Origin of the sequence: Pseudomonas sp. R4-35-07, from assembly GCF_003852235.1 — a bacterium.
Taxonomy (GTDB): Bacteria; Pseudomonadota; Gammaproteobacteria; order Pseudomonadales; family Pseudomonadaceae; genus Aquipseudomonas.
In genome coordinates, this window is sequence record NZ_CP027732.1 from 5611187 (window position 1) to 5637438 (window position 26252).

Annotated in this window: 28 protein-coding genes and 1 pseudogene; 11 read left to right on the forward strand and 18 right to left on the reverse strand. The window is 61.5% G+C overall.

Translation table 11 applies throughout. The features are described 5' to 3' along the window. Positions 1-39: 39 nt before the first annotated feature. Positions 40-705, forward strand: a complete 666-nt coding sequence (gene elbB / locus C4J89_RS25805) for an isoprenoid biosynthesis glyoxalase ElbB (protein WP_124364922.1) — start codon at positions 40-42, stop codon at positions 703-705. A gap of 11 nt (positions 706-716) precedes the next feature. On the opposite strand, the pseudogene C4J89_RS27280 reads toward elbB, so the two are convergent. The 6 genes and pseudogenes from C4J89_RS27280 to C4J89_RS25830 all read right to left on the reverse strand — a co-directional run. Further along, positions 717-803: pseudogene (locus C4J89_RS27280) on the reverse strand (outer membrane lipoprotein carrier protein LolA); the annotation flags it as partial. 8 nt (positions 804-811) lie between these two features. Next, positions 812-1267: a YaiI/YqxD family protein gene (locus C4J89_RS25810; protein WP_124364923.1), complete on the reverse strand. Its 456-nt coding sequence runs from the start codon at positions 1265-1267 to the stop codon at positions 812-814. A gap of 2 nt (positions 1268-1269) precedes the next feature. Then, a complete protein-coding gene (locus C4J89_RS25815) occupies positions 1270-3162 on the reverse strand; it encodes a cytochrome c/FTR1 family iron permease (protein WP_124415886.1) in 1893 nt (630 codons plus the stop codon). Positions 3163-3363: 201 nt separating this feature from the next. Beyond that, positions 3364-3996, reverse strand: a complete 633-nt coding sequence (locus tag C4J89_RS25820; RefSeq protein ID WP_124415887.1) for a LysE family transporter — start codon at positions 3994-3996, stop codon at positions 3364-3366. 88 nt (positions 3997-4084) lie between these two features. Further along, a complete protein-coding gene (locus C4J89_RS25825) occupies positions 4085-4657 on the reverse strand; it encodes a mechanosensitive ion channel family protein (RefSeq protein ID WP_124415888.1) in 573 nt (190 codons plus the stop codon). Next, positions 4657-6567: an ATP-binding cassette domain-containing protein gene (locus C4J89_RS25830; RefSeq protein ID WP_124368784.1), complete on the reverse strand. Its 1911-nt coding sequence runs from the start codon at positions 6565-6567 to the stop codon at positions 4657-4659. Before C4J89_RS25830 ends, C4J89_RS25825 begins: the two co-directional genes overlap by 1 nt. Before the next feature lie 50 nt (positions 6568-6617). Between C4J89_RS25830 and C4J89_RS25835 the strand changes: the two genes are divergently transcribed. After that, the gene (locus C4J89_RS25835) at positions 6618-7082 is read left to right on the forward strand and encodes a TIGR02444 family protein (RefSeq protein WP_177413019.1); all 465 of its coding nucleotides are present in this window, start codon (positions 6618-6620) and stop codon (positions 7080-7082) included. Here C4J89_RS25835 and C4J89_RS25840 read toward each other — a convergent pair. Next, positions 7079-8248, reverse strand: a complete 1170-nt coding sequence (locus C4J89_RS25840; protein ID WP_124415890.1) for an AlgP family protein — start codon at positions 8246-8248, stop codon at positions 7079-7081. The genes C4J89_RS25835 and C4J89_RS25840 overlap by 4 nt on opposite strands. A 191-nt stretch (positions 8249-8439) precedes the next feature. Between C4J89_RS25840 and C4J89_RS25845 the strand changes: the two genes are divergently transcribed. Further along, positions 8440-9117, forward strand: a complete 678-nt coding sequence (locus C4J89_RS25845; RefSeq protein ID WP_124415891.1) for an FKBP-type peptidyl-prolyl cis-trans isomerase — start codon at positions 8440-8442, stop codon at positions 9115-9117. A 51-nt stretch (positions 9118-9168) separates the two neighbouring features. Here C4J89_RS25845 and rsd read toward each other — a convergent pair whose 3' ends face one another. The 7 genes from rsd to C4J89_RS25875 form a co-directional block, all read right to left on the reverse strand. Then, on the reverse strand, positions 9169-9627 hold the full coding sequence (rsd, locus tag C4J89_RS25850; RefSeq protein WP_124364931.1) for a sigma D regulator: 459 nt from the start codon (positions 9625-9627) through the stop codon (positions 9169-9171). A 218-nt stretch (positions 9628-9845) separates the two neighbouring features. After that, positions 9846-10358 carry a disulfide bond formation protein B gene (locus tag C4J89_RS25855; protein ID WP_124415892.1) on the reverse strand — a complete coding sequence of 171 codons (513 nt, stop codon included), beginning with the start codon at positions 10356-10358 and terminating at the stop codon, positions 9846-9848. Between the two features lie 237 nt (positions 10359-10595). Beyond that, entirely contained in the window at positions 10596-11837 is a 1242-nt protein-coding gene (locus C4J89_RS25860) for a heme biosynthesis protein HemY (RefSeq protein WP_124415893.1), read from the reverse strand. A gap of 5 nt (positions 11838-11842) precedes the next feature. Then, a complete protein-coding gene (locus C4J89_RS27285) occupies positions 11843-12958 on the reverse strand; it encodes a uroporphyrinogen-III C-methyltransferase (protein WP_256681763.1) in 1116 nt (371 codons plus the stop codon). 18 nt (positions 12959-12976) lie between these two features. Beyond that, positions 12977-13735 carry a uroporphyrinogen-III synthase gene (locus C4J89_RS27290; protein ID WP_256681631.1) on the reverse strand — a complete coding sequence of 253 codons (759 nt, stop codon included), beginning with the start codon at positions 13733-13735 and terminating at the stop codon, positions 12977-12979. Next, the gene (gene hemC, locus C4J89_RS25870; RefSeq protein WP_124415894.1) at positions 13732-14673 is read right to left on the reverse strand and encodes a hydroxymethylbilane synthase; all 942 of its coding nucleotides are present in this window, start codon (positions 14671-14673) and stop codon (positions 13732-13734) included. The genes C4J89_RS27290 and hemC overlap by 4 nt, the downstream gene beginning before the upstream one ends. Positions 14674-14811: 138 nt before the next feature. Beyond that, the gene (locus tag C4J89_RS25875; RefSeq protein WP_124364935.1) at positions 14812-15558 is read right to left on the reverse strand and encodes a LytTR family DNA-binding domain-containing protein; all 747 of its coding nucleotides are present in this window, start codon (positions 15556-15558) and stop codon (positions 14812-14814) included. 503 nt (positions 15559-16061) lie between these two features. On the opposite strand from C4J89_RS25875, the gene argH reads away from it, so the two are divergent. Then, complete coding sequence (gene argH, locus C4J89_RS25880; RefSeq protein ID WP_124364936.1) at positions 16062-17456, forward strand: argininosuccinate lyase; 1395 nt, start codon at positions 16062-16064, stop codon at positions 17454-17456. 39 nt (positions 17457-17495) lie between these two features. Here argH and C4J89_RS25885 read toward each other — a convergent pair whose 3' ends face one another. Next, complete coding sequence (locus tag C4J89_RS25885) at positions 17496-18155, reverse strand: glutathione S-transferase family protein (protein ID WP_124415895.1); 660 nt, start codon at positions 18153-18155, stop codon at positions 17496-17498. A gap of 126 nt (positions 18156-18281) precedes the next feature. On the opposite strand from C4J89_RS25885, the gene C4J89_RS25890 reads away from it, so the two are divergent. The 3 genes from C4J89_RS25890 to C4J89_RS25900 all read left to right on the forward strand — a co-directional run bounded on the left by C4J89_RS25890 (position 18282) and on the right by C4J89_RS25900 (position 21928). After that, positions 18282-18566: a hypothetical protein gene (locus C4J89_RS25890; protein WP_124364938.1), complete on the forward strand. Its 285-nt coding sequence runs from the start codon at positions 18282-18284 to the stop codon at positions 18564-18566. Positions 18567-18663: 97 nt separating this feature from the next. After that, complete coding sequence (locus C4J89_RS25895) at positions 18664-18918, forward strand: TIGR02647 family protein (protein WP_003195403.1); 255 nt, start codon at positions 18664-18666, stop codon at positions 18916-18918. A 169-nt stretch (positions 18919-19087) separates the two neighbouring features. Then, complete coding sequence (locus tag C4J89_RS25900; RefSeq protein ID WP_124415896.1) at positions 19088-21928, forward strand: class I adenylate cyclase; 2841 nt, start codon at positions 19088-19090, stop codon at positions 21926-21928. On the opposite strand, the gene rnk is transcribed toward C4J89_RS25900, so the two are convergent. From rnk to cyaY, 3 genes are all read right to left on the reverse strand, one after another. Beyond that, complete coding sequence (gene rnk / locus C4J89_RS25905; RefSeq protein ID WP_124415897.1) at positions 21925-22338, reverse strand: nucleoside diphosphate kinase regulator; 414 nt, start codon at positions 22336-22338, stop codon at positions 21925-21927. The genes C4J89_RS25900 and rnk overlap by 4 nt on opposite strands. Positions 22339-22469: 131 nt before the next feature. Next, positions 22470-22688: a DUF1289 domain-containing protein gene (locus C4J89_RS25910; protein WP_124416073.1), complete on the reverse strand. Its 219-nt coding sequence runs from the start codon at positions 22686-22688 to the stop codon at positions 22470-22472. Positions 22689-22690: 2 nt separating this feature from the next. After that, positions 22691-23023: an iron donor protein CyaY gene (cyaY, locus tag C4J89_RS25915; protein WP_124364942.1), complete on the reverse strand. Its 333-nt coding sequence runs from the start codon at positions 23021-23023 to the stop codon at positions 22691-22693. Between the two features lie 238 nt (positions 23024-23261). Between cyaY and C4J89_RS25920 the strand changes: the two genes are divergently transcribed. Genes C4J89_RS25920 through C4J89_RS25935 form a run of 4 tightly spaced genes read left to right on the forward strand, consistent with a single transcriptional unit; the run spans position 23262 to position 26250 of the window. Further along, positions 23262-23429 carry a lipoprotein gene (locus C4J89_RS25920; RefSeq protein ID WP_003195417.1) on the forward strand — a complete coding sequence of 56 codons (168 nt, stop codon included), beginning with the start codon at positions 23262-23264 and terminating at the stop codon, positions 23427-23429. A gap of 9 nt (positions 23430-23438) precedes the next feature. Next, positions 23439-24686, forward strand: coding sequence for a diaminopimelate decarboxylase (gene lysA, locus C4J89_RS25925; protein WP_124415898.1), 1248 nt, complete (start codon positions 23439-23441; stop codon positions 24684-24686). A gap of 3 nt (positions 24687-24689) precedes the next feature. Next, a complete protein-coding gene (gene dapF, locus C4J89_RS25930; protein ID WP_124364944.1) occupies positions 24690-25520 on the forward strand; it encodes a diaminopimelate epimerase in 831 nt (276 codons plus the stop codon). Positions 25521-25533: 13 nt separating this feature from the next. Further along, positions 25534-26250: a DUF484 family protein gene (locus C4J89_RS25935; protein ID WP_124364945.1), complete on the forward strand. Its 717-nt coding sequence runs from the start codon at positions 25534-25536 to the stop codon at positions 26248-26250. Positions 26251-26252: the final 2 nt, after the last annotated feature.

Sequence of the window (26252 nt, forward strand, 5' to 3'; positions counted from 1 at the left end):
TTAGTAGACATTTAACGCCATGAATCAGGAGAAATGCCCATGAGCAAAAAGATTGCAGTGATCCTTTCCGGCTGTGGCGTGTACGACGGTGCAGAAATCCATGAAAGCGTGATCACCTTGCTGCGCCTGGACCAGCGCGGCGCTCAGGTGGAGTGCTTTGCGCCAGATATTGCGCAACTGCATGTGATCAACCACCTTACCGGCGAAGAAATGCCCGAATCGCGCAATGTGTTGGTGGAGTCAGCGCGCATCGCCCGAGGCGCGGTGAAAGATATCCGTGAGGCCAACGTGGCTGACTTCGATGCGCTGATCGTGCCGGGCGGGTTTGGCGCGGCGAAGAACCTGTCGAATTTCGCAGTGGAAGGCGCCGGCTGCAGCGTCAATCCGCAGGTGCTGGAGCTGGCGGAAGCCTTTGCCGAAGCGGGCAAGCCGGTGGGGCTGATCTGCATTTCCCCGGCCCTGGCCGCAAAAATCTACGGCCCGGGCGTGATCTGCACCATCGGCAACGATACCGACACCGCAGCGGCCTTGGACAAAATGGGCGCTACCCACCAGGAATGCACGGTGGAAGATATCGTCGAGGACAAGGCACGCAAGTTGGTGAGTACACCGGCGTATATGCTGGGCAAAAATATCAGCGAGGTGGCGTCGGGCATCAACAAGCTCGTGGACCGGGTGCTTGAACTGACCCACGAAGACGACTAACGCCCTCTTTCTGTAGGAGCGAGCTTGCTCGCGAAGAACCTGAGAGCGCCGCGTTCATCCAGAGTGCCCGCGTTATCGTTGCTGTTCTTCGCGAGCAAGCTCGCTCCTACACAGGCTTCATCAAACGGGTAAGCAGGCGGTCCAGCGCGTTGGCGAACGCCTGTTTGTCCTTCTCGCTGTGCGGCGGTGGCCCGCCGCCCATCTGGCCTTGCTCGCGCAAGTCGGTGAACAGGTTACGCACTGCCAGGCGCTCACTCATGTTCGCCGGGCTGAACTCTTTGCCGCGCGGGTCGAGGGCCGTGACACCCTTCTTGACCAGGCGGTCCGCCAGGGGCACATCGCTGCAGATCACCAACTCGCCCGGCATGGCGTGCTCCACCAGGTAGTCATCGGCCGCGTCAGGGCCGCTGGGCACCACGATCAGCTTCACACAGGCAAAGCTGGGTTTGATCTGGCTCTGGCCGGCCACCAGCACCACGTCAAACTGGCGCTTGAGGGCGAACTTCACCACCTGATCCTTGGCCGCCCGCGGGCAGGCGTCCGCATCGATCCACACCCGCATGACTATGCCGCCACCCGCTTCTCGGCCAGGCGACTGCGGCCATACAGCACCACAATCGCCAGGATCGCCACGGCCTGCGCACTCAACGAATACGCATCGGCGTGGATGCCCAGCCAGTCGAAGTCAAAGAACGCCACCGGTCGCGTGCCGAAGACGCCCGCTTCCTGCAATGCTTTGACGCCATGCCCGGCGAACACCACCGACAGTGCGCACAGCAGCGCGGCGTTGATGCCGAAGAACAGCGCCAACGGCAGCTTCGCCGAACCGCGCAGGATCACCCAGGCCAGGCCCACCAGCAGCACCAATGCGGTGGCGCCACCCGCCAGCACCGCGTTGTGCCCGGCCGGACCGGCTTGCAGCCACAGGGTTTCGTAGAACAGGATCACTTCGAACAGCTCGCGGTACACCGAGAAGAAGGCCAGCAGCGCAAAGCCGAAACGCCCACCACCGCCCACCAGGCTGCTCTTGATGTAGTCCTGCCAGGCCGCCGCGTGACGCCGGTCGTGCATCCATACGCCCAGCCACAGCACCATCACGCTGGCGAACAGCGCCGTGCAGCCTTCCAGTAATTCACGCTGGGCGCCGCTGACATCAATCACATACGCCGCCAGCGCCCAGGTAGCCAAGCCGGCCAACAGCGCCAGGCCCCAGCCGACGTTGACGCTGCGCACCGCCGATTGCTGGCCGGTGTTACGCAGGAAGGCCAGGATCGCGGCCAGCACCAGGATCGCTTCCAGGCCTTCGCGCAGCAGGATCAACAAACCGGAGATGTAGCTCAACGACCAGCTCAAGCCATCGCCGCCGAGCAAGCCGGCCGACTCGCTGAGCTTGCCCTTGGCCGCGTCCAGGCGCTGTTGCACCTGTTCGATCGGCAGCCCGTCCTGCAAGGACTGGCGGTAGGCCATCAGCGCCTTCTCGGTGTCTTTGCGCACGTTGGCGTCGACGTTATCCAGCGAGCTTTCCACCAGCTCGAAGCCTTCCAGGTAAGCGGCTACCGACAAGTCATAGGCTTGTTCGTGGTCGCCGTTACGGAACGCGGCCAGGCTTTTGTCCAGGGTGGCAGCGGTGTAGTCGAGCAACTGTGCCGGGCCACGCTTGACCTGCGGCGGCTGTGCGCGTTGAGCGCGGAAGGTCGCTGCCACCGCCGGGCCGTCAGCGGCCAGTACTTCGTTGGGCGTCTGGCGCGCCAGGTCGGCCAGGTTGAAGGTGTGCTCGCTGTTGACCGCAGCCGGGTCAGCCGTGAAGCCTGCGATGTAGGTGGCGAGGTCCCAGCGCTGGCGGTCATCCAACTGGTCGGCAAAGGACGGCATGTCGGTGCCTTCGACACCCAGGCCCAGGGTGTTGTAGATCGCATAAAGGCTCAGGCGATCCAGGCGCGTGGCATCGCGCAGGTTAGCGGGCGGCGGGGTCATGCCCATGCCGGCCGGGCCATCGCCAGCGCCGGCCGTGCCGTGGCACACCGAACAATGCTGGGCATACAGCGGCGCACCGCGCGTAGGGTCGGGAGTGATCGCCGGCGCCTGGCTGACTTCATACGCCACCGCCAGCCTGGCGCCCAACTGACGGGCCTGGTGGGCGACAGTTGCGCCGTCTGCATGGGCGGTGACTGCCGCGAGCAGCTCATCGACGCCCTTGATCAACTCGATGCGTTCGGGTTTTTCCGGCAGTTGCGCAACCAGACCCTGCAACACGCCCAAGAACTCCACCTGTTCGCGAAATTCCGATTCGTCCACCACCTTGCCCGCCTCCACAGTGGGCGGATAGTCGGCGCCAATGTAGTCAAGCAGATGCAACGCCTGGGGTGCGCCTTCGGCCGTCGCGGCCAACAGATTGAAGCTGCACGACATCAACGCCGGCAGCACCAGCCAGGCGAGAAAACGGAAGGGGGCAGTCATGAATGAATCTCAAGTGGAAATACGAAGTAACACTATTGTTCAGCTTTAAAAGATTTGACTCAAGATGTTATTTGGCATTGCCACAAAACCAATGTGGGAGGGGGCTTGCCCCCGATAGCGGTGGTTCAGCTAGCGATGAGCTGACTGATACCCCGCCATCGGGAGCAAGCCCCCTCCCACATTTTGATCCGGTTTCGCCAATTACGCCGTGGCGCGATGCAGGCTGGCGAGGAAACCGGCGGCGCCGACGAACAACCCGGCGAATGTGCGGTTCACACGCTTCTGCTGCTTAGGCGAGCGCAACAGGCGCAGGACTTTCGAGGCCAACCCCGTATAACCGGCCATCACGATCATATCGACGCTGATCATCGTTGCACCAATGATCAGGTACTGGACCGCCAACGGTGCCTGTGGATTCACGAACTGCGGCAATACCGCGAGCATGAACACCAACGCCTTCGGGTTGCTGGCGTTGACCAGAAAACCACGGAACATCATGGCCATCGGCTTGCCAATCGGGCGTACTGCGGCGTCATCGGTCATGTCCATGGGCGAGGCGCGCCATTGCTTGATGGCCAGGTAGACCAGGTACGCCACGCCAAACCATTTGATCGCATAAAACGCGGTGGAGGACGTCGCCAGGATGGCACCCAAGCCGCCCGCCACCACGGCAATCTGCATCGCCAGGCCCAGCTGCAGGCCAATGGCGTTCCAGTAACCGCGTACGAAACCGTATTGCAGGCCGCTGGACATCGAAGCGATGGCGCCCGCGCCGGGGGAAAGGGAGATGATCCAACTGGCCAGGAAAAAGGCCAGCCACGTGTCGAGTGCCATTGCACACCTCAGGAAGGAGTTTGTGGTTGTGCCTTAAGCTAACGCTGGCGGCCAAAGGCTGGCTATCAATTTTTGCAGGCGGTGATTTCTAACGGTCGCCAGGAAACACATGGGTACCGGGCCAACGCCGCACCGAGCGCTGGAAGAACAGGCTGTTGGGCACTTGTACCATCGCGCTGTCCGTACCGGCCTCTGCCACCTCGACCAGCGTGGTATAGAGCAGATTGATCGCCACGACGCGCCCTTTCACACCGGGTTTGTCGACAGTGTCCACCAATTCGACGATGTCGCCGAGGCGGAACGGCCCCACGGTGAAGATCAAGATCGCGCACAGCAGGTTGGACAGCACCGACCACATGGCGAAGAACGCTACCGCCGCCACCGCCACAAAGCCTGACAGCGCCGTCCACAGCACCGTGGCGGATACGCCCAGGCGGCCCAGCACGAAGATCAGCGCGCTGCCCATGATCAGCCAGCGCAGGCCACCGCGCAGCGGCATCAACAACTGTGGCGGGAACGGATAGCGATCACCCAGGCGAGTCAGGCCCTGGGCGACAAAACGCTGGGCAAGGTAACCCGCCAGCAGGATCAGCAGAATTTGCACGCCGATCCACACCGGCTCGATCCATTGCGCCGGCAAGGGCAGCTGCAACGCTTCCATCAGGACAGCGCCTCCAGCTCCGCTTGCAGGGTTTCAAGCACTTCGAGGGCTTCCATCCAGGATTCCTCCAGTTGCCCCTCTCGCACCTTGAGCCGGGCCTGTTCGGCCAGCAGGTCGCGCAGTTCATCCTTGCGCGCGGCCTCGTACACAGCGCTGTCGCCCAGGCTGGTTTCGATCTTGGCCAGGCGCTCGTGCACCTTGCCCAACTCAACCTCCAGCTTGTCGGCTTCGCGCTTGTGCGGCGCCAACTGCTGACGCAGTGCGGCGGCAGCCTGGCGCTGGGCTTTCTTGTCGGTCTTGTCCGGGTTGACCGGTGTGTTGCTGGCCGGCGCATTGCGCAGACGGTAGTCGGTCAGCCAGCGCGCATAGTCGTCCAGGTCGCCGTCGAATTCCTCGACCTTGCCGTCGGCCACCAGCAGGAAGTTATCAGTGGTGCTTTTGAGCAGGTGGCGATCGTGAGACACCACCAGTACCGCGCCACTGAATTCCTGCAGGGCCATGGTCAGCGCCAGGCGCATTTCCAGGTCCAGGTGGTTGGTCGGCTCGTCGAGCAGCAGCAGGTTCGGGCGGTCCCAGGCGATCAGGGCCAGGGCCAGGCGGGCCTTTTCGCCACCGGAAAAATTCAGCACCGGCTCATCGATACGCGCGCCACGGAAGTCGAAACCCCCGAGGAAATCACGCAGGGTCTGTTCGCGCTCGGTGGGCGCCAGGCGTTGCAGGTGCAACAGCGGACTCGCCTTGGAATCCAGCGAGTCCAGTTGATGCTGGGCAAAGTAGCCCACCACGGTGTTCTCGCCGCGCGTCAGGCGGCCGGCCAAGGGCTCCAGTTCGCCCGACAGGTTCTTGATCAGCGTCGACTTGCCCGCGCCGTTAGGCCCCAGCAAACCGATACGCGCGCCAGGCGTGAGCTGCAGCTTGACCTTTTCGAGGATGGTCTTGTCGCCATAACCCAAGCGTGCATCCGACAGATCGAGCAAGGGGCTGGAGATTTTCACCGACTCACGGAACACGAAGTCGAACGGCGAATCGACATGGGCCGCCGACAGCTCTTCCATGCGCTCCAGCGCCTTGATCCGGCTCTGGGCCTGCCGCGCCTTGGTGGCCTGGGCCTTGAACCGGGCGATATAGCTTTCCATGTGCGCGCGCTGCGCCTGCTGCTTCTCGAAAGCTTGTTGCTGCTGGGCCAGGCGTTCGGCACGGGCGCGCTCGAAGGCGGTGTAGCCACCCCGATAGAGCGTGATTTTCTTCTGTTCGACATGGGCGATATTGTCGACCACGGCATCGAGGAAATCCCGGTCGTGGGAAATCAGCAACAGGGTGCCCTGATAGTTCTTGAGGAAGTCTTCCAGCCACAGGATCGCATCAAGGTCCAAGTGGTTGGTCGGCTCGTCGAGCAGCAACAGGTCCGAGGGACACATCAGCGCCTGGGCCAGGTTCAGGCGCATGCGCCAGCCGCCAGAGAAGTCGGCGACCGGGCGATCCATCTGTTCGTTGGTAAACCCAAGGCCTGCGAGCATCTTGCGGGCGCGGGCGTCGGCGGTGTAGCCGTCGGCGCTGTCCAGCTCCGAATGCAGACGGGCCTGGGCGGCGCCGTCCTGGGCTTGCTCTGCGGCGGCGAGGTCGTGTTGCACCTGACGCAGGCGTAGGTCGCCATCGAGCACGTAGTCGATCGCGATGCGGTCCAGGGTGTCGATCTCCTGGCGCATATGGGCGATGCGCCAGTCGGCCGGCAGCAGGCAGTCCCCGGAATCCGGGGTCAGCTCACCCAACAACAGGGCGAACAACGTGGATTTGCCGGCGCCATTGGCGCCGATCAGGCCGGCTTTGTGACCGGCGTGCAGGGTCAGCTCGGCATCTTCAAGAAGACGCTGCGGGCCACGCTGTAATGTTAGGCTTTGAAGTCGGATCATAATGGCGGCGGAGTCTACCAGCTTCGTTGGCCGCTGGCTTGGGTGTGAATATGTGCGCTGACCTGTGGAGCTTTGCCCTCTCGACTTACGCCCGGCCCGGCGTGGAGGCTGCTTGCCTGCGGTTGCAGGCGCAAGGCGCGGATGTGTGCCTGTTGCTGTGTGGTGCGTGGCTGGAGCAACGGGGTGTGGCGCGGTTGCCCGAACGCGTGGTGGCGCTGCAGCAGCTTGCGCGGCCATGGCGCACGCGTGTCGTCGAACCCTTGCGCGAAGTCCGCGTGCAATGGCGGTCGCTGGCACAGCAGGATGCGCAGTTGGCTGAATTACGGCGTCAGGTCAAAGCATTGGAACTGGAGGCCGAGCGAGCATTACTGACACGCCTGGAAGCGCTGGCGAAGACATGGCCGACCAACGAGGGGAAAGGGCAATACGAATGGCTTGAAGACCTGGCAAGCGAAGCCGCCGACCTTGACCACAACGCGCTGCAGCAGCTGCGCGTTGGGGTCACCCGCACTTAGGAAGCGCTGGTTGGGGTGGTGCTTGGCGCTACCGGTGCAGAGGTGCTGCTGGCCGATGCGGTCGGAGCGGAGGACGTTGCCGGGGTAGCGGCAGGTGCTGCAGGAGTTGCTGGCTTTGCAGGGGCTGGTTTTGCCGCAGCTGGCTTGGCAGCAGTGGTTTTAGCAGCTGGCTTCGCGACTGGTTTCGCAGCAACGGTTTTAGCGGCTGGCTTGGCGGCTGGTTTCGCAGCAGCGGTTTTGGCAACTGACTTGGCAGCTGGTTTCGCAGCAGCGGTTTTGGCAACTGGCTTGGCGGCTGGTTTCGCAGCAGCAGTTTTCGCAGCTGGCTTGGCGGCTGGTTTCGCAGCAGCAGTTTTAGCCGCTGGCTTGGCGGCTGGTTTCGCTGCAGCGGTTTTCGCAGCTGGCTTGGCGGCTGGTTTGGCAGCAGCAGTTTTAGCAGCTGGCTTGGCGGCTGGTTTCGCTGCAGCAGTTTTGGCAGCTGGCTTGGCGGCTGGTTTCGCTGCAGCGGTTTTCGCAGCTGGCTTGGCGGCTGGTTTCGCTGCAGCAGTTTTGGCAGCTGGCTTGGCGGCTGGTTTCGCTGCAGCGGTTTTCGCAGCTGGCTTGGCGGCTGGTTTCGCAGCAGCGGTTTTGGCAACTGGCTTGGTGGCTGGTTTCGCAGCAGCAGTTTTAGCAGCTGGCTTGGCGGCAATTTTAGCCGGCGCCTTCGCTGCAACAGCTTTGCTGGCTGGCTTTTTGGCCGCGCTGGCGGTGACGGCTTTTGCCGGCGTACGCGCGCCAAGGGCCTTGGAGACGGCTTCTTTCACACGACCAATGCCCTGGGCCAGTTTCAGGCTTTCCTGAGCGTCTTTTTTGAGCTGGGAAATGTAGGTGCGGGTTTCGGTTTGACGGTCCTTGAGGGCGTCCAGCAGGTCCTCAAGTTCGTTAACTGCGTCTTTGGCCTTGGCTTGTGCCTTGGCTTTACCGGCAGTGGCGGCGTCTTGCAATTTGGTGCGGGATTTGTGCAGCTTTTCTTGCGCTTTGCCGCGTTGTTTTTCCAGTTTGGCGAGCAGTTTTTCTGCATCGGCCAAGGCCTGGGAACAAGCGCTTTCCAGATGTTCGAGCAAGCTGCCCGACAATTGTTGGAGTAAGTGCAACGGGGTATTTACAGGCTTCTGTTTGGCCGACATGGTTTACCTCCTGGCTGACGTGGGTGCGGCTCATACTAGCCCTCTGCTCTTACCGCCGCTAGGCCATGTTGACAGTATCGTTTGCGTTGCGTTGCAACGTACGAAAATTCTTATCGATATAACAGAAAACCACCCCACTGCTCAGCCACTCGCGCTGGCATAATCCGTCGCACTTTCGGCGGAGAACACCCATGTTGCGTTACCTTTTCCTAGTGCTTGGCCTGGCGATTTTCAGCGCCGATGCGAGCGAGCAATCGCCGCCAAAAACCGCTACTCAAGACCAGCACGACCTCGCCTACAGCCTGGGCGCCAGCCTCGGTGAGCGTCTGCGCCAGGAGGTGCCCGACTTGCAGATCCAAGCCTTGGTCGACGGCCTCAAACAAGCCTACCAAGGCAAACCATTGGCACTGGATGACACCCGCATCGAACAGATTCTTGCTCAGCATGAGGCACAGAACGCCACCGACGCCCAAGTGCCGCAGAGCGAAAAAGCACTCGCTGCCGAACAGCAATTTTTGTCGAAGGAAAAAGCTGCAAAGGGTGTGCGCGAATTGGCGGACGGCATCCTGCTCACCGAGTTGACGCAGGGTACCGGCAACAAGCCGTTGGCAACTGATGAAGTGCAGGTGAAATACGTGGGTCGACTGCCCGATGGAAGCGTGTTCGATCAGAGCGCACTACCCCAATGGTTTCGCCTGGACAGCGTGATCAGTGGCTGGAGCAGTGCATTGCAACAGATGCCGGTGGGCGCGAAATGGCGCCTGGTCATTCCCTCGGCCCAAGCCTATGGCGCGGACGGCGCAGGCGAATTGATTGCGCCCTACACACCCCTGGTCTTCGAAATCGAGTTACTCGGAATCCGCCACTGACGCATAAAAAAACGGTGCGTCAAGCGCACCGTTTTTATCTCATTGCCCCAATCAGACCTGAGTAGCAGGCTCTTCTTTGTGGGCGTTGTGCAGTACTTCGATCAGGCAATCTTCAAGCTCGAAACGCTCATGCAACAGACCGCCCAGCTCTTTGAATTTTTCCGCGACACACTTGCCTTCATCGCACAGATCGTTAAAAGCCAGCAGCTTTTCGGTAATCACATCAATGCGCGGGTAAATGGTCTCAGCGAACTCAAGACCACGCTTGTCCTCGAAGGCTTCCGCCTCCTTGGTGAGTTGAGTGTAAATACTCAGGTGACCGGCAGAAACGTAATCGACCAATACAACGCAGAAATCCTGCAACGGCTCACGCTTCTCGGCCAGCGCTCCAGGCTCGGCGCCCAATTCATCAAAAGCCAGAACCAATTTGCGACGTGCATCCAACCATTTGTCGATCAGTGTGTGCACGCCACCCCAGCGTTCGCGAGCATTCTTACAACGTTCCAACATGATGATCTCTCTTCCCTATAGGGGACGCTGCTGCCCCGTGCCCGCGCAACACTTCAAGGTTAAAGCGGCAGCCGGACAAGGCCACGTCTGACAAGCGGTTTCGATAACGCGTGCGGGCCAGATTATGCCCGCATCACTATGGCTTCAAGGTACGCAGGAGAGAAAGTTCATACAAGCGTTTAATCCCGTCCTACGACATGAACCGTATTTTCCTCGCTTTACGCTAGATAACGCCGACTGAGCAACAAGCGAGAAAGCGGCGTGGCACCCAGAATCAGCATCGCCACGAAAAACAACAGACTCCACTCCGGCAGGCTGAGGTCAAATAGCGTCCAATTGATTTCGACGCAATCGACAGTACCCTTGAAGACTGACCGAGCAGCCTGCCAAAACGACAGGTTTTCAATCATGTAATCAAGGGTTGGCCAGCACTTCGGCATTTGGTCCGACGCAGTGTTCTGCAGCAGCACCTGGCGCCCGGCGGTGACGGCGCCAAACAACGCACACCCCGTGCTCGCCAGCCCATACACATACACGCCGGAGCGACCAGGGTTATGAAGGGCCGCGATCAGGTTGATCAGTACAAAGGCGGCGAGCAACAACCGTTGCACCTGGCACAAAAAGCATGGCTGCAACAGTGCGCCATATTCCAGATAGAAAGACACGCCCAACGTCAGCGCACCGGCCATGAACGCCAGGAAAAACAAGGAGCGTAAGGGGGCCAAAGACATTGTTTATCCGCACCGCAAGAGATAGGTCGCTACGGTAGAGGAAAGGCCCGACCCCTTTCAATACGCCTTGGAGCAGACAATTCCGCTAAAACGCGGGGAGATCCCGCCAGCACACTGAGGAAATCGCCCTTCAAGACGTAAGAATTGGTTACGAGCCCACTTAAGCCGAATGTTTACATAGGGTTAAGGGGTTGGCCTCTAGATCCGTCTGAGCCAACCCGTTGGTCCTTTCCTACTTCAAGCTTGGGCGGGGGCTGGCAACGGTGAGGCCAGCAGACGATTGTCGAGCAACCCCAAGCCTTCCTGAAACAGCTGGTTGCTGCGCTCGGTATCACCCAGTTGGGCCAGCAGGCGGGCCAATTCAGCACAGGCTTCGGGATTGCGCTGCACCTGCAGGCTGCTTTCCAGATAATCACGTGCCTTACCCCACAGGCTGTTCTGCAGGCACAGACGGCCCAGCGTCAGCAACAGGCTGGCATCGCCCGGATGATCCTTCAGCCAGCCTTCGGCAAACTTCAACTGACGGGCCGGGTCGCTGCCGCGCAGCAGGCCGTAGAGCCGAATAAGATGGCTGTCATAGCCGCGCTTGAGCGCACCGCGCAGGGCTTCCTCGGCCTTGGCGTCCGCGCCCAGTCGACGCAGTTGGTCAGCATACGCCAACACCAGTTGCGGCTCCTGGCGCTGGGCTGAAGTCAGTTGCTCCCAGGCGCGGTCAAGAGACCGCAAGCCGGCCTCGCCCGGCTCCTCACGGTGTGCGGCCAGGCTGAGGTTTTCTCCCCAGGCCCGGCGCTCCAGTTCGGCCAGCTCACCGGTCGGCAGCACCTTGTCCTTACGCAGTTCAGGCAACAGGCGAATCACCGCCGACCAATCACCGCGCTGCTGATGCAGCCGCTGCAGCTGACGCAGGACCTGGGCATTGTGAGGATGGCGCTCATGCATCGCCTGCAGGGTGACCAGGGCACCTTCAGTATCGCCACGGTCCATCTGCAATTGTGCATGGCTCAAGGCAACGGCCAGTTCCGCCTGGGGCTGGCGAGCCAGCGCGCGCTCCAGCAAACCATCCGACTCTGCATAACGTCCCAGCTCATTGGCCGCACGCGCCGCACCAAGGTAGTACAGCAGTGGTTGGCGCTCCGCTTCCGCGGCACGGTGCAGGTGGCGTTCGGCACTGGCCCAGCGGCCTTCGGCCAGGTCCATCTGGCCTTGCTCGATTGCAATCTGCACACGGCGGCTGCGATTGCGCCGCGACCAGGGGTTGACCACGCCACCCGAGGCAGTGACCAGGCTCAGCAGGACGCGAATCAGATAGATCGCCAGGCCTATGGCAAACACCGCCACCAAGGTGGCCCACAGGCTCGATTCGTAATGCAGCACATGAGGATAGGTAATCAGCACGTAGCCGGTGTGTTTCGAAATACCCACGGCTAACGCCAGGGCGATCGCAATTGCCAGCACCAGGATCACATAGAAACGCTTCATCGGCTCTACTCCTGGGTCGCAGGCTTGGCAGCCGAAGCCTTGGCTTCGTCGGCAGACAGATGACGACGTTCGAGGTACGCCTGCACAGCCGCGAGGCTCGCGGCCAGGTCAGGCGTCACCACCGACACGGCCTTGGGCTCGAGCTCGGCGATACGCGCTAGCATCGCCTTGCTCTGCGGGTTGTCCTGGTTGAAGTTATCCTGCAGTACGCTGCGCGCTTCACCCAGCGAGCGGCTATACACTGCCGATTCGCCGTTGAGCGCAGCCCACTGTGCCTGCTCCAGCGCCAGGCTCAGGGCCAGGCGCACCTGATTCAACCCTTGGCCCGCCAGCAGCGGACGAATGTTGTCATCGGGATTGAAGTCGATACGGAAATAACGGGATACCTGCTCCCACCATTGGCTCAATTGATTGCCCGTATCGCTGGTCGGGCGACCCTGGGAAGCGGGCTCAGTGAGTTGATACTCCGGGGCGATCGCCGCCAGTTGCACCACTTGGTCGCGCAACGCGGCCAACTGCAGGTACAACCCGGTGCGGTCCGGCTGTTCGGTGCTGCGCAGCGCCGCCAAGCTCTTGGCCAGTTGCTCGCGCGCCGCGAACGCGCCGGGGTCGCTCTGCTCACGCAGAATCTCGTCGGCACCCTGAACCAGCGACTGAGCGCTGTTGATGTCCTGCAAGGCCGACAGACGCAAGCTGGCCAGACGAATCAGGTGCTCGGCCTCGGCCAGGCGCCAATCCTTGCGGCTGGCACCCAGTACGGTTTCCAGGCGCTGGTTCAGGCGTTGCTGGTCACCCTGCAACTGGGCGACCAGGCGTCGGCGCTCTTCCAGCTCATCGGCGCCGGGCAACTGCGCCAGGCGGGCGGCCAACTGTTGCTGGCTCTGCTTGAGGCTCTGGGATTGGTCATCCAGGGTCTGTACCTGACCCAGTTGCTGCTGGCTGCTGGCTTGCAGGGCACGCACCTGCCAGATTCCCCAGCCGCCGGCGGCAACGCCCGCAGCGCCAAGCAGCAAAGCGACGACTGCCAGGCCATTGCCACGGCGTGGCGCGGCGACCGGCGTTCCGACCGGCGCATCAAGCGCGGGCTGAGCTTCATCTTTAGGCAAGGCTGTTTCGCTCACGTATCCGTCCTTTGCGTATCAGAGAGTGGGAACGGGATGACTCCCTAACGCCACTAACAAAGCCGCAGCACTCGCGCCGCGACAATCCACAACTTTTTCTGCGCCAGCGGCCCGCGCCATCTCGTAGACGCGCGGGCTGGGCACGAACAACGGCAGCTGCGCCACCTCAGGCCAATCGGAGCCGGCTAGGGCCTGCAAGTGTAAAAAACCTTGCCCACTGCTGACCACCAGGCCGTTCAAGCGTTCCAACTGGATGCGCTGCGTCAGTGCGCCTGGGTCGTAGGCCGCAAGCAAACGGCGATACAGTTCCAGATAGTCGACACTAACACCTCGCTCGCGCAAACGCTCCGCGAGCAGCTCCCGACCGCCCTCGCCGCGCAGGATCAACACCTTGGCACCGGGGAGCGCGATAGCCTCGCGCAACGCCGGCAATTGAAGCAAGGCCTCGCTGTCGTCACCCGTTGTCGGATAGTGCACGTCCAGACCCTGCTCGGCCAGTATCTGTGCAGTAGCAGCACCGACACTGAACCACGGCAGTCGCGGCCAGGGCGCGCTCAATTGTTGCAGGGCAAGACGCGCCGCCGGCTTGCTCACCACGATCACTGCGCAGTAGCGCTGCAGCGCCCCGAAGACTGCCCGTTGTTCAGGCGTGACCGGCAAGGCTTCGATCTCCAGCAAGGGCAGCTGGCTGCTGAAAACACCTGCATCGGCCAATGTCGCCGCCAAGGCTGCCGATTCTTCGGCAGGCCGTGTGAGCAGCAATCGCCACGGGGTCACTGCGGGCCGGCCTCGCCGTAGACTTTTTGCAGAATGGCGCCAGCGCCCTTGCTCAGCAGTTCCTCGGCGACCTGGATGCCCAGGGCCGTGGCCTCACGTTGTGGGCCGCGCACTTGCGCGGTCAGCAGCGTGCCGCCGTCCGGGTCCCCGACCAGGCCACGCAGCCACAGGTTCTCACCTTCGAGCACGGCATAGCAGGCGATCGGTACCTGGCAGCCACCGTTGAGGTGCTTGTTCAGGGCACGCTCGGCTGTGACGCGAACCTCGGTGTCCGCATGATCCAGCGGTTTGAGCAGTGCATGAATTTCGCTGTCGGCGGTACGACATTCAACGCCGACTGCACCCTGCCCTCCAGCAGGCAAGCTGTCCTCCACGCTGATTGCATGGGTGATGCGGTCTTCGAAGCCCAGGCGGATCAGGCCGGCCGCTGCGAGGATGATCGCGTCGTACTCACCCGCATCCAACTTGGCCAGGCGCGTGTTGACATTGCCGCGCAGGAAGCGGATCTGCAGGTCGGGGCGACGGGTCAGCAATTGTGCCTGGCGACGCAGGCTGGAGGTCCCCACGATGCTGCCCAGGGGCAAGTCATCCAGGGAGGCATAGGTGTTGGAAACAAAGGCGTCGCGGGGGTCTTCGCGCTCGCAGATGCAAAAAAGGCCCAGGCCTTCAGGGAAGTCCATGGGCACGTCTTTCATCGAATGCACGGCGATGTCGGCTTCGTTCTCCAGCAGCGCGGTTTCCAGTTCCTTGACGAACAAGCCCTTGCCGCCAATTTTCGACAGTGGCGAGTCCAGCAATTTATCGCCGCGACTGACCATGGGTACCAGGGTCACCCTGAGGCCAGGGTGGGCCTGCTCAAGGCGTGCTTTGACGTAGTCGGCCTGCCATAAGGCCAGGGCACTTTTACGGGTGGCGATGCGGATTTCGCGAGAAGACATGGATCAATCCGTACTGAATAGATACGGCAGATAATAACAGCTCAGGCAAATACGCTTTGATTTGAATCAGCAAGTGCGGGGCCTCCCTGGCCGCGTCGCACCGGGATAAGGACTGCGCAGCTCGCCAGGGCCTCTGGGTTAAAGCTGCTGCATCATCTTGCGCACGCCGGCGACATGGCGCCGACTGACGATCAAGGCATCGCCATTGAGCCCCTTGAGGAACAGCTGAAAGTGCCCCAGGGGCGTGCGTTGCAAGCGTTCGATACGCTCACGGGCCACCAGCGCATTGCGATGGATACGCACGAAGCGGTCGCCGAATTCATCTTCCAGGGCTTTGAGCGGCTCATCGAGCAACACTTCACCGGCTTCGTGGCGCAAGGTTACGTATTTATGGTCGGCGATAAAATAAACCACCTGACCGAGGGGAATCAGCTCGATGCCCTTGCGGGTGCGTGCACTGATATGGCTGCGGGGGCCGTTACCACTCTGAGCGGCAGGCTGGGTCAGGGCTGCGAGCTGAACACGGCTGGGGCGCTCGGCTTTCTTCAAGGCCTTGAGCAATGCTTCGCCAGTCACCGGCTTGACGAGAAAACTGACACCGCTGTCTTCCAGCGTCTGTGCAGAAAACTCTTCCTCGGCCGCGCATAACACCACCGCAGGGGGCGACTCGCGTTCGCTCAGGCGGGCGGCAACTTGCAGACCATCGAGGCCCGGCATACGGATATCGAGCAACACCACATCCGGCTTGAGGCTATCGATCAACGTCAACGCCTCCTCGCCGCTGGTGGCGCTCGGCTCAAGAACTGTATAACCCTCGAGTTCACTGACCAGACGGCTCAGTCGCTCGCGGGCTTGGGGTTCGTCATCAACGATCAGGACATTCATATAGCGCTGGATTCCTGCGTGAGTCTCGCACAAGGATAGCGTAGACAGGTGCGGTGACTTGCGTCACAGCGATCCACGCTAAGACTAGCGCGAGCGGCAAAAAGTGCCCTGGGAGCGGCACCCAAATTTACCCGGACCTGTTCAATAGCGCCCAAGACCCGCTGCATTCGCGCAGCGTCGTAGGGTTTGCTGATACACAATCCGAATACCCCCCTTTTTTAATGGATAGTCTGGGCTCTGACCGCATGACCCGACTTTGGTGCATTCACACACGCTCAGTCCAACTGTAGACGCTCGCTGAGACGATATTGCTCAATCGTCAAATATCGTTTCAATAAGAACCTGCTCCCAGTCTCGTCCCGGACGCGGTCGGCGGCAAGGCACTTAGCCATCCTTTGCACAAATAAAATTGCCGTCCGCCCACAGCACCGCGTCTGCGGACAACCCTGTTATTATCGGCGGCACACCTCCACGCCTCTTTTAAGCAGATCACGAGCGAATCCATGAGCACCGACAAGACCAACCAGTCCTGGGGCGGCCGCTTCAGTGAACCCGTCGACGCCTTCGTCGCGCGCTTCACCGCCTCCGTCACCTTCGACCAGCGCCTGTACCGCCACGACATCATGGGCTCCATCGCCCATGCCACGATGCTGGCCAAGGTCGGCGTACTGACCGACGCCGAGCGCGACAGCATCATCGATGGTCTGACCACCATCCGTGGCGAGATCGAAGCCGGTACGTTCGACTGGCGCGTCGACCTGGAAGACGTGCACATGAACATCGAGGCTCGCCTCACCGATCGCATCGGTGTGACCGGCAAGAAGCTGCACACCGGTCGCAGTCGTAACGACCAGGTGGCCACCGATATCCGCCTGTGGCTGCGCGATGAAATCGACTTGATCCTGGCTGAAATCACCCGCTTGCAGAAAGGTTTGCTGGAACAGGCCGAGCGTGAATCGGACACCATCATGCCCGGCTTCACTCACCTGCAGACCGCTCAGCCCGTGACCTTCGGCCACCACCTGCTGGCCTGGTTCGAAATGCTCAGCCGCGATTACGAGCGCCTGGTGGATTGCCGCAAGCGCACCAACCGCATGCCGTTGGGCAGCGCCGCGCTGGCGGGCACCACCTACCCGATCGACCGTGAGTACACCGCGCAGCTGCTGGGTTTCGACGCCGTCGGCGGCAACTCCCTGGACGGCGTGTCGGACCGAGATTTCGCCATCGAATTCTGCGCCGCCGCGAGCATCGCGATGATGCACCTGTCGCGCTTCTCCGAAGAGTTGGTGCTGTGGACCAGCGCGCAATTCCAGTTCATCGACCTGCCGGACCGTTTCTGCACCGGCAGTTCGATCATGCCGCAAAAGAAAAACCCCGACGTGCCCGAGCTGGTGCGTGGCAAGAGCGGCCGCGTATTCGGCGCACTGATGGGCCTGCTGACCCTGATGAAAGGCCAGCCGCTGGCCTACAACAAGGATAACCAGGAAGACAAGGAGCCGCTGTTCGACGCCGCCGACACTCTGCGCGACTCACTGCGTGCGTTTGCCGACATGATCCCGGCGATCAAGCCCAAGCACGCGATCATGCGCGAAGCAGCCTTGCGGGGTTTCTCCACCGCGACCGACCTGGCCGACTACCTGGTGCGGCGTGGCCTGCCGTTCCGTGACTGCCATGAAATCGTGGGCCATGCCGTGAAATACGGAGTGGATACCGGCAAGGACCTGGCTGAAATGAGCCTGGAAGAATTGCGCCAGTTCAGCGACCAGATCGAGCAGGACGTGTTCGCCGTGCTAACCCTGGAAGGCTCGGTGAATGCGCGTAATCACGTGGGCGGCACCGCGCCAGCGCAGGTGAAGGCAGCAGTGGTACGCGGCCAGGCCCTGCTAGCCAGCCGCTGAATAAAATGTGGGAGGGGGCCAGCCCCCTACCACACTTGATTACTTTTTAGCCGCAATCACCGCCATAAACCCAGGCATTGCCGCCTGCCGGTCCGCCTCGACCTTTTGCGCATTGGGCATCGCATTCAAACGCTCCAGCAGCGCCTTCGCCTTCGGCATTTCAGCCAGCAAATCCAGCCCAAACAGTTTCTCGCCCACGGCACAGGCGAGGTTCGTGGTGTACATGAAATACAGATCCGCAAGGGTGAAGCTTTCCCCCGCCACATAAGGTGCGAACTTGCCGTGCCGGCCCAGACTCCCCACCCCAAGCAGCAACTCGCCCCTGGATTTTTCCTTGATCGCCTCCGGCACCTGCATGCCAAAGAACGCCTCGGCGAAGCACGCCCGTGCGGGCAATTCAATGTACAACTCGATCTCCCTGCACAACGCCAGCACCTGGGCGCGCTGGAACGGCTCGGCCGGCAGCAGCGCGGGCCCTTCCTGAGTCTGCTCGATGTACTCGAGGATCACGCTGGTTTCATTGATGAAGCCTTGCTTGACGCCGAGCACCGGCACTTTGCCTCGTGGGCTCACCGCCAGGGCTTCAGGCGTTTGTCCTGCATAAAAAGGCACCTCTTCGAAAGGCAGGCCTTTCTCCATCAGCGCCAGCTTGACCATGTTGTAGTAGTTGCTGACCGAAAAACCGTAGAGCTTGAGCATTGCGAACGCCTCCAGGCCGGGTGTGGGGTTGGCTGCAAGCGTTATAGACGCTGAGGCGCGGCCTGACCAGCAGCATCACCCGCCTGAATGGAGTTAGACTGGCGCCCTTTCCTTGAGGAGCCTGCCATGAGCGAGCCGACCGATATCGACAACGACGAAGAAGAATTCACCGAAAACACGCTGATCGAAGCGATTGAAAACCAGATCGAAAGCGACAACCCGCCAGCGGCCAAGGCCACGTTCAACAAACTGACGCTGGTCGGTTATGAGCGCGAAGAGATTCTGAATCTCATGGCCCATGTGCTGGCCTTCGAGATCGATGCAATGCTGGACGAAGACCGCGCTTTTGATACCCAGTGGTATGAAACAGCGCTGCGAGCATTGCCTGAGTTGCCGCCGGAAAAACAATAACCCTCGGGCGCGCAGCAACGCGCTGGACAGTTCGGCAAAGTGCGTTCACCTTATGGCCTGCTAGCCTCTAATAAATTTTAGAAAGTCTGGAGTCCTTATGTCGTATACCCCTGAGTTGGTTGCCGAACTGGAAATCCTTGTACTCTTCCCCCTGGACAGCACCAAGGAAGGTCTGAAAGTCCATCAGACCGCCGCCCCCACTGCCATCGCCGCTGCCAAGCGTCTCCATGCGAAAGGGCTTATCGACCAACCGGATGGAGGCTATCTGACCAGCCTTGGCCGGGACGCCGCCGAGCAAGCGCAGACCTTGCTGACTATCTTGACCACCGCCTCCACCAAAGAAGCCGCCTGACACCTGATCCCGCCCATGGAGTCCGTCCCTCTGCGGATTCCACGGGCGTTGCTGTGCAAGGTGCAAAATTCTGGCGCCAACCGCCATTTCCTTCTAAACCTCCTACGCTACTGCCTGTAAACTCCTACACGGCCGCCCACGTCGGGCCCTGCGAGCCACCGAATTCGACATGACCCGCACCCATGAAATCCGCCCCGACCTGGACGAAGGCATCGACCGTAAGGTGCTGACCCAATTGCGCGCGCGTTTCATGGCCCTCAATGAAGGCCGCATGTCCCGGGCCGTCGAAGGGTTGACCCCGCGCCAACAAAGCGTGCTCACCTTGTTGCCGCTGTTTTTCCACGTTAATCACCCTTTGCTGCCGGGCTATGTCTCCAGCGGCACACCGGCCGGGCTTTCGAACTTCGAACCCGATGCCCAGGCCCTGGCCGAAGCCCAGCGCCTGACCCGTTCTTTCTCCTACAAACCGCGCCATGGCAACCCGCCCCGCCCGATCCACGGTCTGTTCCTGATGGGCAGCCTGGGCACGTTGGCCCAGGCGGATCAAAGCGATATGGACGTGTGGGTCTGTCACGCTCCGGACCTGAATGAAAACGAGCTGGCCGAGCTGCGCAAGAAGTGCCAGCTGCTGGAAGCCTGGGCTCAGACCATGGGTGCCGAGGCGCATTTCTTTCTGATCGAACCGACGCGCTTTGTGCTCGGTGAACGGGACACCCAACTGAGTTCCGACGATTGCGGCACCACCCAACACTATTTGCTGCTGGACGAGTTCTACCGCACCGCCATCTGGCTGGCCGGGCGCACGCCGATCTGGTGGCTGGTGCCGGTGTATGAAGAAAGCCGCTACGCCGAGTTCACCCACACGCTGATCTCCAAACGCTTCATTCGCGCCGACGAAACCCTCGATCTCGGCCATCTGGCGCGCATTCCTCCGGGGGAGTTCATCGGCGCCGGGCTGTGGCAACTGTTCAAGGGCATCGAGTCGCCCTATAAATCGGTGCTCAAGCTTCTGCTGACCGAGGTCTACGCCAGCGAACACCCCAACGTGCACTGCCTGAGCCTGCGCTTCAAGCGCGCGGTGTTTGCCAATCAGCTGGACCTGGACGAGCTGGACCCGTACATCGTGGTCTACCGCCGCATCGAGGAATACCTCAAGGCCCGTAATGAACCCGAGCGCCTGGAACTGGTGCGGCGCAGCCTGTACCTGAAGGTCAACCGCAAGCTCAGCGCCGGCCAGCGCACCGCCAGTTGGCAACGGCTGCTGCTCGAACGCCTGGCCGATGAGTGGGGTTGGGATCAGCGCCAATTGGCCCTGCTGGACAGCCGCAGCCAATGGAAAGTGCGTCAGGTCGCTTCCGAGCGCCGTGCCCTGGTCAACGAGCTGAACTACAGCTACCGCTTCCTCACCCAGTTCGCCCGTACGGAACAGACCGTCAGCCTGATCAACAAGCGCGACCTCAATGTGCTGGGCCGGCGCTTGTACGCAGCCTTTGAACGCAAGGCCGGCAAGGTTGAGTTCATCAACCCCGGGATTGCCCCGGACCTGGCCGAAGATACCCTGACCCTGGTGCACTCCCCCAACCGCAAGGAGCCGGGCCAGCACCATTGGGGCCTGTATAACGGCAACCTCACGGCCCTGGAATGGGAGCACTTCGCGCCGATCAAACGCAGCCGCGACCTGCTGGAAATGCTCACCTGGTGCCATCGCAACGGTGTGATCGACAGCAGCACGCGCCTGGCGCTGCACCCCGGCGCCAGCGACATGACCGAGTTTGAGCTGTTCAACCTGCTGGGCAGCCTGCAACAGACCATTGCCCTGCCCCTGGCCAGCGTCGATGAAGCGCGCCTGTTGCGTTCGGCGGTACCGGAAGAAGTGCTGTTGCTGATTAACGTCGGCGTCGACCCACTCAAGCATCACCGTGACCTGAATATTCTGATGACCACCGAGCGCACCGACTCCCTGAGTTATGCCGGCGTGCGTGAAAACCTGGTACTGACCCTGGACCAGGTCACGGTCAATAGCTGGAACGAGGTGATGGTCAGCCGCTACGACGGCCCCCATGCGCTGCTCGACTGCCTGCGCGACTACCTCAACCAACTGCCGCCGGCTCATTTGCCGCGGTTGCGGGTGCGCTGTTTCTGTCACAACCGAGCGCAGTTCATTGCTCAGCGCGTCGAAGAAATATTCAACACCGCACAGCATCTGCTGCTCGGCCAAAGCAACCACCGCTACCTGCTCCAGGTGCAGCAGCACTATCACGTCATGGAACTGATTCCCGGCCAAGCCACCCACGTGTCACTGCCAACCCAGGACGCCTTGGTCGCCTACCTCAGCGAAGAGCTGGCCAGCTACAGCCCGTGGCACCTGGACGCCATGGCGCTGGAAGACCACGACCTGGCGCTGCTGCTGCCCATGGGCCAGGCCGATTGCATACAAGTGTTCTATCGGGTCAATGAAGGCTTCGCCGAGCTGTATGTGCTCGACGAATTCAACGCGCTCTGGCAGCAGCGCTTGCCGTTCCATGATGAACAGAGCCTGTTGGCACCGCTGCAGCGGTTCCTGCTGTCGATCATCTATCGCCGCGAAGCGCTGTCACCGCTGGACACACACCAGCCGTTGGGCGAAGTACAAACCCTCTACTACCAACTGTTGCCATCGGGCAGCGCCCGCGCACGCGTTGTCGAGCCAAGGCCGGCGCCGCAACACCCGGCCAACAAGCCGTTTTATGACGTGCAGGCGATTATCGGCAAGGCGGCGCCTGGCCAGGTGGGTGTCACGCTGTACTGCAATCAGCGGGAGTTTTCCGAGATGGAATTTGGCGACCAGCTGTTCGCGGTGGTCGCCCGGGAGATCGTCGGGCAACGCCGGGAGCCCGAGCGTTACCGTTGCTACATCACCGACCTGGATCTGTCGGGTCTGCTGGGCGATGTGCAAAGCCCGAGCAATCTGTACCTGCGCTACAAGGCCGAGCTGGAGCTCGCGCTCAATGAAGCGCTGAGCCAGATTTAAAGCGGGAACGCGCCGCCGTCTTTGGGTTGGCCTTCGACACTCAGCAGCTCAAGCTTGAGGGTCTTGCCGCCTGGCGCAGGCCAGTCGATGTGCTGGCCCACTTGCAGGCCGAGCAAAGCGCTGCCGACCGGCGCCAGGATCGAGATCTTGCCTTCGTCGGCGTTCGCGTCCTTGGGGTAAACCAGGGTCAGGTGATAGTCCTTGCCACTGCCTTGTTCACGGCAATGCACGCTGGAGTTCATGGTCACGACAGTTGCAGGCACTTCATCGTGACCAACCACTTCTTCGGCGCGGTCGAGTTCGGCCTGCAACGCTTCGACGCCGGGAAACTCGTCGCCCAAGCGGTCGATCAGTTGCTCCAGACGCTGCACGTCAAGACGGGTAAGAATGATGGACGGTGCGGTGGTCATGATTCAGGCAGACTCCTTTTTTCTGCACAAAAAAGCAAAACCCCGCCAGGAAAAGGCGGGGTTCTCACGGACCTCGATGAGTTGAGGCGTATCCGGACACTACCACAGCGTCACAAATAAACAAGACGGCGTCAGGTTTGGGCCCTGCGCTGCTCAGCCTGCGCACAGATCACTCGACGCCGGGCATCGTCGGCGGAGCGCCACTCACGGATGTCTTCCACGTGGCGGAAGCAGCCGCGGCAGACTTTCTGCTCGTCCAGGCGACACAAGCTGATACAAGGTGATGGCACCGCCGGGCTGACATTGCTGAACAGCGGCTTGGGTGGGCGTACGGGTGCAGGCTGAGTCACCATCAGATCTCGTCGAAGTCCAGCTCGGCGCCGGTATATTCCTCGACCAGCCGCGTGAGCATCTCACCCAGCAACTCTTCACTCTTGTCGCACTGCCATTTGCCGCTGTCTTCGTCGTAGTCGAAGTGAACGCCACCGGAGCGCGCCGCCAGCCACAACTGACGCAGCGGTTCCTGGCGACTGAAGATCAGTTGCTGGCCGCTCTCGAATTTGACGGTCAGCACACCGGCCGAGTTTTCCAGATCCACATCCAGGTCGCTGTCGTCGAAAATATCTTCCAGCTTCTCCTGGGTGGCATCCACCAGGTCGTGAAAACGGGCTTCGGTCAAACTCATTGTGGCAACCTCAAAAGTGTCTGGTTCTGCTCAAGCGCCGCACGATACGGACGCGCCCCGCCGATTGCAAAGGATACCGATTTCAACGCGATTGACGGCGTGAAATATCCTCAAACAGCGTAGTCCGCTTCCCGACCCTCTCGGCAAACCCCCGCCGGACGGGTATTCCGGCGCATAGGCAAGCTGGCGGGTGGTCGGTATACTCGGGCGCAATTAATGCATATTCAAGGATTTCGCCATGAAGCGCCTGATCTCTTCCCTTGCTGCGCTCGTCGCGGTCGCTTGCCTCGTTAGTGCCTGTGGTCAAAAAGGCCCGCTGTACCTGCCCGACGACAGCAAAGACCCGAACGAACAGGCGCAGTCGTCGCAAAAGCCATCGAAAGCGCACAAGCACGACACTTACTAAGGGACCCTCATGGACGCTTTTAACTACCGGGACGGCGAGCTGTTCGCGGAAGGCGTGGCGCTGTCTGCGATTGCCGAGCGCTTTGGCACCCCGACGTATGTGTATTCCCGTGCACATATCGAAGCGCAATACCGCTCGTTCACCGACCCGCTGGAAGGCGTGCCGCACCTGGTGTGCTACGCGGTGAAAGCCAACTCCAACCTGGGTGTACTCAATGTCCTGGCGCGTCTGGGCGCTGGTTTTGACATTGTGTCCCGTGGCGAACTCGAACGTGTATTGGCCGCCGGTGGCCAGGCCGACAAGATCGTGTTCTCCGGCGTCGGCAAGAGCCGCGAAGACATGCGCCGCGCCCTGGAAGTGGGTGTGCACTGCTTCAACATCGAGTCCACCGACGAGCTGGAGCGCCTGCAGCTCGTGGCCGCCGAAATGGGCGTTCGCGCGCCGATCTCCCTGCGCGTCAACCCGGACGTCGATGCGGGCACCCACCCGTACATTTCCACCGGCCTCAAGGAGAACAAGTTCGGCATCGCTATTGCCGACGCCGAAGACGTGTACATCCGCGCCGCCCAATTGCCGAACCTGGACGTGTTGGGTGTCGACTGCCATATCGGCTCGCAACTGACCACCCTACCGCCGTTCCTGGATGCGCTCGACCGCCTGCTGGCGCTGATCGACCGCCTCGGCGATTGCGGCATCTACCTGCACCACATCGATCTGGGTGGCGGTGTGGGCGTGCGTTATCGCGATGAAGAACCGCCGTTGATCGCCGACTACATCAAGGCGGTGCGCGAGCGTATCGAAGGCCGCGATCTGACGCTGATGTTCGAGCCGGGCCGCTACATCGTCGCCAATGCCGGTTTGCTGCTGACCCAGGTCGAGTACCTCAAGCACACTGAGCACAAGGACTTCGCCATCGTCGACGCGGCGATGAACGACCTGATCCGCCCGGCGCTGTACCAGGCCTGGATGAATGTCACCGCCGTTGCCCCTCGCGACAGCGAAACGCGCGCGTACGACATCGTCGGCCCGATCTGTGAGACCGGCGACTTCCTGGCCAAGGATCGTCAGCTGGCCCTGGAGGAAGGCGACCTGCTGGCCGTGCATTCGGCCGGTGCCTATGGGTTTGTCATGAGTTCCAACTACAACACGCGCGGGCGAGCCGCCGAGGTGCTGGTGGACGGTGATCAAGCGTTCGAAGTGCGTCGCCGCGAGACGGTAGCCGAGTTGTATGCTGGCGAAAGCCTGCTGCCGGAGTAAGCCATGCTGCTGCGTTTTACCAAGATGCACGGGCTGGGCAATGACTTCATGGTTCTCGACCTGGTCAGCCAGCACGCACACATCCTGCCCAAGCACGCCAAACAATGGGGCGACCGGCATACCGGTGTCGGCTTCGACCAATTATTGCTGGTGGAAGCGCCGACCAACCCGGAGGTGGATTTCCGTTATCGGATCTTCAACTCTGATGGCTCTGAAGTGGAACAGTGCGGCAACGGTGCGCGCTGCTTTGCGCGCTTCGTGCTGGACAAGCGCCTGACCGCCAAGCGCCAGATCCGCGTCGAGACCAAAGGCGGCGTGATCGAACTGGATATCCGCAGTGACGGCCAGATCAGCGTCAACATGGGCGCGCCACGCCTGGTGCCGGCGGACATTCCGTTCCAGGCGCCCGAGCAGGCCCTCAGTTATGCGCTGGAGGTGGACGGCAACAGCGTGGATATCGCCGCCGTGTCCATGGGCAATCCCCATGCGGTGCTGCGGGTCAATGACATCAACAATGCGCCCGTGCATGAACTGGGGCCGAAGATCGAACATCACCCGCGCTTTCCGGCGCGGGTTAATGTGGGCTTCCTGCAGGTGATCGACCGTTCCCGCGCGCAATTGCGTGTGTGGGAGCGCGGCGCCGGCGAAACCCAGGCCTGCGGCACCGGTGCCTGCGCCGCTGCCGTGGCCGCGATCAGCCAGGGGTGGATGGATTCACCGCTGCTGATCGACCTGCCGGGTGGGCGCTTGTCCATCGAATGGGCAGGCCCTGGCCACCCGGTGATGATGACCGGGCCGGCCTCGCGTGTATACGAAGGACAGGTCCGTCTATGAGTGAGCCAAGCCAATGACCGATAAGCCTCAAGTACCCGCACACGTCACCCCAAGTGAAAGCCTGGAGGCCGCTGCAGTCGCGGCGTACCTTGAGGCTCATGCGGATTTTTTCGTCGAGCACGAGCAATTGCTTCCGGCCTTGCGCATCCCCCACCAACGCGGCGATACCGTGTCGTTGGTGGAGCGGCAAATGCAGATCCTGCGCGAGCGCAATATCGAAATGCGCCACCGGCTCTCGCACCTGATGGATGTGGCCCGCGACAACGATCGCCTGTTCGACAAGACCCGTCGCCTGATCCTGACCCTGATGGACGCCGCCAGCCTGGAAGAAACGGTGATAGCTGTGGAAGACAGCCTGCGCCAGGACTTCCAGGTGCCGTTTGTCAGCCTGATCCTGTTCAGCGACAACCCGATGCCGGTGGGGCGTTGGGTCAGCGGTGGCGAAGCGCAAACCGCCATCGGCGGCCTGCTTTCCGAAGGCAAGACCATCAGCGGCACCCTGCGCGAGCATGAACTGGACTTCCTGTTTGGTGCCGAACAGCGCCAACAGATCGGCTCCACCGCCGTGGTTGCCCTTAGCCATCAAGGCCTGCATGGCGTACTGGCCATCGCCAGCCGCGATCCCGCGCATTACAAAAGCTCGGTGGGCACCCTGTTTTTGACCTACATCGCCGAAGTGCTGGGCCGCGTCTTGCCGCGTTTCACCACTGCCCTGCGCGCGGTGCGCTAGCC